The sequence below is a fragment of the Streptomyces sp. CO7 genome (genome assembly GCF_053474865.1).
In genome coordinates, this window is record NZ_JBRIOU010000001.1 from 336,119 (window position 1) to 339,493 (window position 3,375).

The following is a 3,375-nucleotide window of genomic DNA, read 5'->3' on the forward strand; positions in this document are numbered from 1 at the left end:
CTCCCTCACCGCGGCCGAGGCCGGACCGCCTCCCGACCGCCTCCCGGTCGCCGTCCGGCCGCCTCGAAGGCCCGGGCCCGGGCCTGCTCCGCCGCGTCGATGCCCCGCGAACGGGGACTCGTACCACGTACCGGCGGAAGCGAACCGCAGCGCACCACACCGCACCGCCGCACCGCCGCACCGCAGCACCGCAGCGAAGGCGGCGGACGCGGCGGACGACGGCACCGGACGGCAGCGGACCGCCCCGCCCGCGTCCGAGGGAGAGAACCATGCCCCGCACCGTCACCGTCACCGTCGTCGGTGGCGGCCTCGCCGGACTCACCGCCGCCATCGCCGCCGCCGAACGCGGTGCCGACGTCACCCTGCACGAGGCCCACCACGACCTCGGCGGCCGAGCCCGCACCGCCGCCGGCCCCTACCGCACCAACGACGGCCCCCACGCCTTCCTGAGCCTCAGCCCCCAGTGGCGGTGGCTGAACGACCGCGGCCTGATCGGCCCCCTGGCCCCGACGCCGCTGCGCGAGCTGACCCGGCTCCGCTTCCGCCGCGACGGCACGCTGCACCGCGCTCCGCCGTTCGGCATGGCGCGCCTGCTCCGCTTCGACCCCGAGGACGTGCCCGCCGACGTCGACTTCCTCAGCTGGGCCTCCTGGCAGGTCGGCGAGGAGGCCGCCCGCGCCACCGCCTACGCCACCGTCACGATCCTCTTCCACCACGACCCGGGCTCGCTGTCCGCCCGCTTCGTCCAGGAGCGGCTGCGGCGGATGACCCACGTCCCGCCGGAGGTCCGCTACCCCCGCGGCGGCTGGCAGTCCTTCGTCGCCCGGATGACCGCCCGCGTCCGCAACCTCGGCGTGCGCGTGGAGAGCGGCTCGCGGATCACCGACCTCGCCGACGCCCGGCCGGACGCGGGTCCCGTGATCGTCGCGACCGCGCTGCCCGCCGCCCGCGCGCTCCTCGACGACCCGTCGCTGACCTGGCCGAGCGGCCGTACCGTCCTGGTCGACCTGGCGCTGCGCGAGGACCCGCGCGACGCCTTCGCCCTCATCGACCTGGACGGCCCGGGCTACATGGAGCGCTTCTCCGGCACGGACCCCACCCTCGCCCCCGAGGGCGAGCAGCTGCTCCAGGCCCAGTTCCCGCTGGCCCCCGGCGCGCCCCGCGAGGACGCCCTCGCCCGCGGCGGGACCCTGCTCGACCTCGGGCTGCCCGACTGGCGGGAGCGGATCACCTACCGCCGCGAGGCGCTGGCCGAGGGACGCACCGGCGCCGTCGACCCGCCCGGCACCACCTGGCGCGACCGGCCCGCGGTGGACCGCGGCGGCGGCGTGTTCCTGGCCGGCGACCAGGTCGCCGCCCCGGGCGTGCTCTCCGCCGTGGCCTTCAGCAGCGCCCTCACCGCGGTGTCCCTGGCCCTCGGTCCCTACCGGGCGGTCCCCGGTTTCAGGCCGCCGGCCCCGCGCGCGGCCGTCAGCTCCCGAGCGCGGTGAGCGCCTCGTCCGTCAGCCGGAACACCGTCCACTCGTCCTGCGGGCGGGCGCCCAGCGCCTGGTAGAAGCCGATGGCGGGCTCGTTCCAGTCCAGCACCGACCATTCCAGGCGCTGGTAGCCGCGCTCCACGCAGATGCGCGCCAGCTCGGTGAGCAACGCCCGCCCGTGCCCGCCGCCGCGCGCCTCGGGCCGCACGTACAGGTCCTCCAGGTAGATCCCGTGCACCCCTCGCCAGGTGGAGAAGTTCAGGAACCACATCGCGAACCCGGCCGGTTCCCCGGTCGCCTCGTCCACCGCCATGTGCGCGTACACGGCGGGCCGCTCGCCGAACAGCGCCTCCCGCAGCTGCTCCTCGGTGGCCACGGCCTCGTCGGGCGCCTTCTCGTACTCGGCGAGCTCACGGATGAGGCCGTGGATGACGGGGACGTCGGCAGGTGCGGCTGGTCGAATCATGCCGCCCATCCTCACACGCCGCCCCAGCCGCGGACGGCCCGTCTCAGCGCCCGGCCGCCGGCCGCACCAGGCGCAGGTCGACCCACGGAATCGTGTCCCCGTCCAGCAGGTACCGCTCGATCTCCTGGAACCCGTTCCGGTAGGCGAACCGCAGGCCGTTCTTGTTGGACGACAGCACCACCGTCTCGATCACCTCGGCCCCCAGCTCCCGCGCCCGCCGCAGCCCTCGCGCGTACAGCTGCGCACCGAGCCCTCGCCTCCGGTGCGCCGGCAGCACCCGCGCGATCACCGTGGCCGTCGCCGTGCCCTCCCCCGGCGGCCGTACCGTCGAACACCCGATCAGCGTGTCCCCGAGGTACGCGACCTCCAGGTGGTTGCGCTTGGCCCGCTCCCGCACGTCCTCCAGGGACAACTGGTGCGTCGGGATGATCGCGTTGTGGACGAACCGCCAGTCCGCCAGGGACCGCTCGTCCTCCGGCCGCTCCATACGTAGGTCGCTCATGACGGCAGCACACCGGATCCCGCGCGTGGACGTCAACGCCTTTCCCCTGTCCGTCGCGCGTGGCGGTGCCCGACGCCGGCGTGCCGTTTCGGCCAACGCGCGCACAGTTCGGTTTCGTTGAGTTTCGGAACCGCTTCTCCCGCGGAAATGCGGAAAAACCGGTTCCCCTCTCTCACGTCGCGAGTTCCCGCTTCGCATTTCGTCGATATTTCGCAGCGCCTCCCGCTCAGTTGAAGGGCACCCCATTCACTTGCCGACCCGGGACCGCGAAAAGGTGTCCTCAACCGACCGCATTCGCTGATTGACACTCCCTCAGCGCAAATTTAGTGTCCCTTCATCCGGGCGAACACCGGACGACGCGGCGAGCGATCGGCACCCACCGGCGCCGATCGGCACTGCCCGGGACGGTTCGGGACTGCTCGGCCCCGTCCCACGGAGGGCCGACGGGACCTCCCGAAAGCCGGTCGCCCGCCTCGGGCCCCGTGCCGACGGGAGTCGCCCCCGGCACCGCCGCACCTCGGACCGTGGTCCACCCCCCACAACGGACACCGAAGAGGACATCCCATGCGCAGCCCCACCTGCCCGCCTAAGACGTCGCCGCCATCCGCGCCGGGCACGCAGCCGTCACGGCATGCCACGGCGCCCCCACCGCGTCGGCCGTCGGCACCTGAGTCCGGTACCGCCCCGGCCTCGTCCCCCTGACGACGACGGCCGCCTGTCGTCGGCGCCTGCCTCCCGGCCGTCGTCCGAGTCGCGGGCGGCGGGAACCACCTCCCGGCCCTCGCCGCCGGGGCCCACCACGACTGTCCTCCCCGGCAGGCAGCAGGCACTGCGCTGCCGCCGGGCCGGCCATGGAAGCTCCGTGTCCGGTCCGGCAGCCCGCGCTCCTCCGGTGGAGGCCGCCGGCGCCCCCGCGTGCCCCTCTGCCC

General features: G+C 74.7%; 3 protein-coding genes. 1 reads left to right on the forward strand and 2 read right to left on the reverse strand.

The genetic code is table 11. The features are described from left to right. The first annotated feature begins 269 nt into the window (after window positions 1-269). Window positions 270-1,490 carry an FAD-dependent oxidoreductase gene (locus ACOV8S_RS01560; protein WP_448315536.1) on the forward strand — a complete coding sequence of 407 codons (1,221 nt, stop codon included), beginning with the start codon at window positions 270-272 and terminating at the stop codon, window positions 1,488-1,490. Here ACOV8S_RS01560 and ACOV8S_RS01565 read toward each other — a convergent pair. Both ACOV8S_RS01565 and ACOV8S_RS01570 read right to left on the reverse strand, forming a co-directional pair. Continuing rightward, on the reverse strand, window positions 1,471-1,944 hold the full coding sequence (locus ACOV8S_RS01565; protein ID WP_448315538.1) for an N-acetyltransferase family protein: 474 nt from the start codon (window positions 1,942-1,944) through the stop codon (window positions 1,471-1,473). The genes ACOV8S_RS01560 and ACOV8S_RS01565 overlap by 20 nt on opposite strands. Before the next feature lie 43 nt (window positions 1,945-1,987). Beyond that, on the reverse strand, window positions 1,988-2,446 hold the full coding sequence (locus ACOV8S_RS01570; RefSeq protein WP_448315540.1) for a GNAT family N-acetyltransferase: 459 nt from the start codon (window positions 2,444-2,446) through the stop codon (window positions 1,988-1,990). Window positions 2,447-3,375 lie beyond the last annotated feature (929 nt).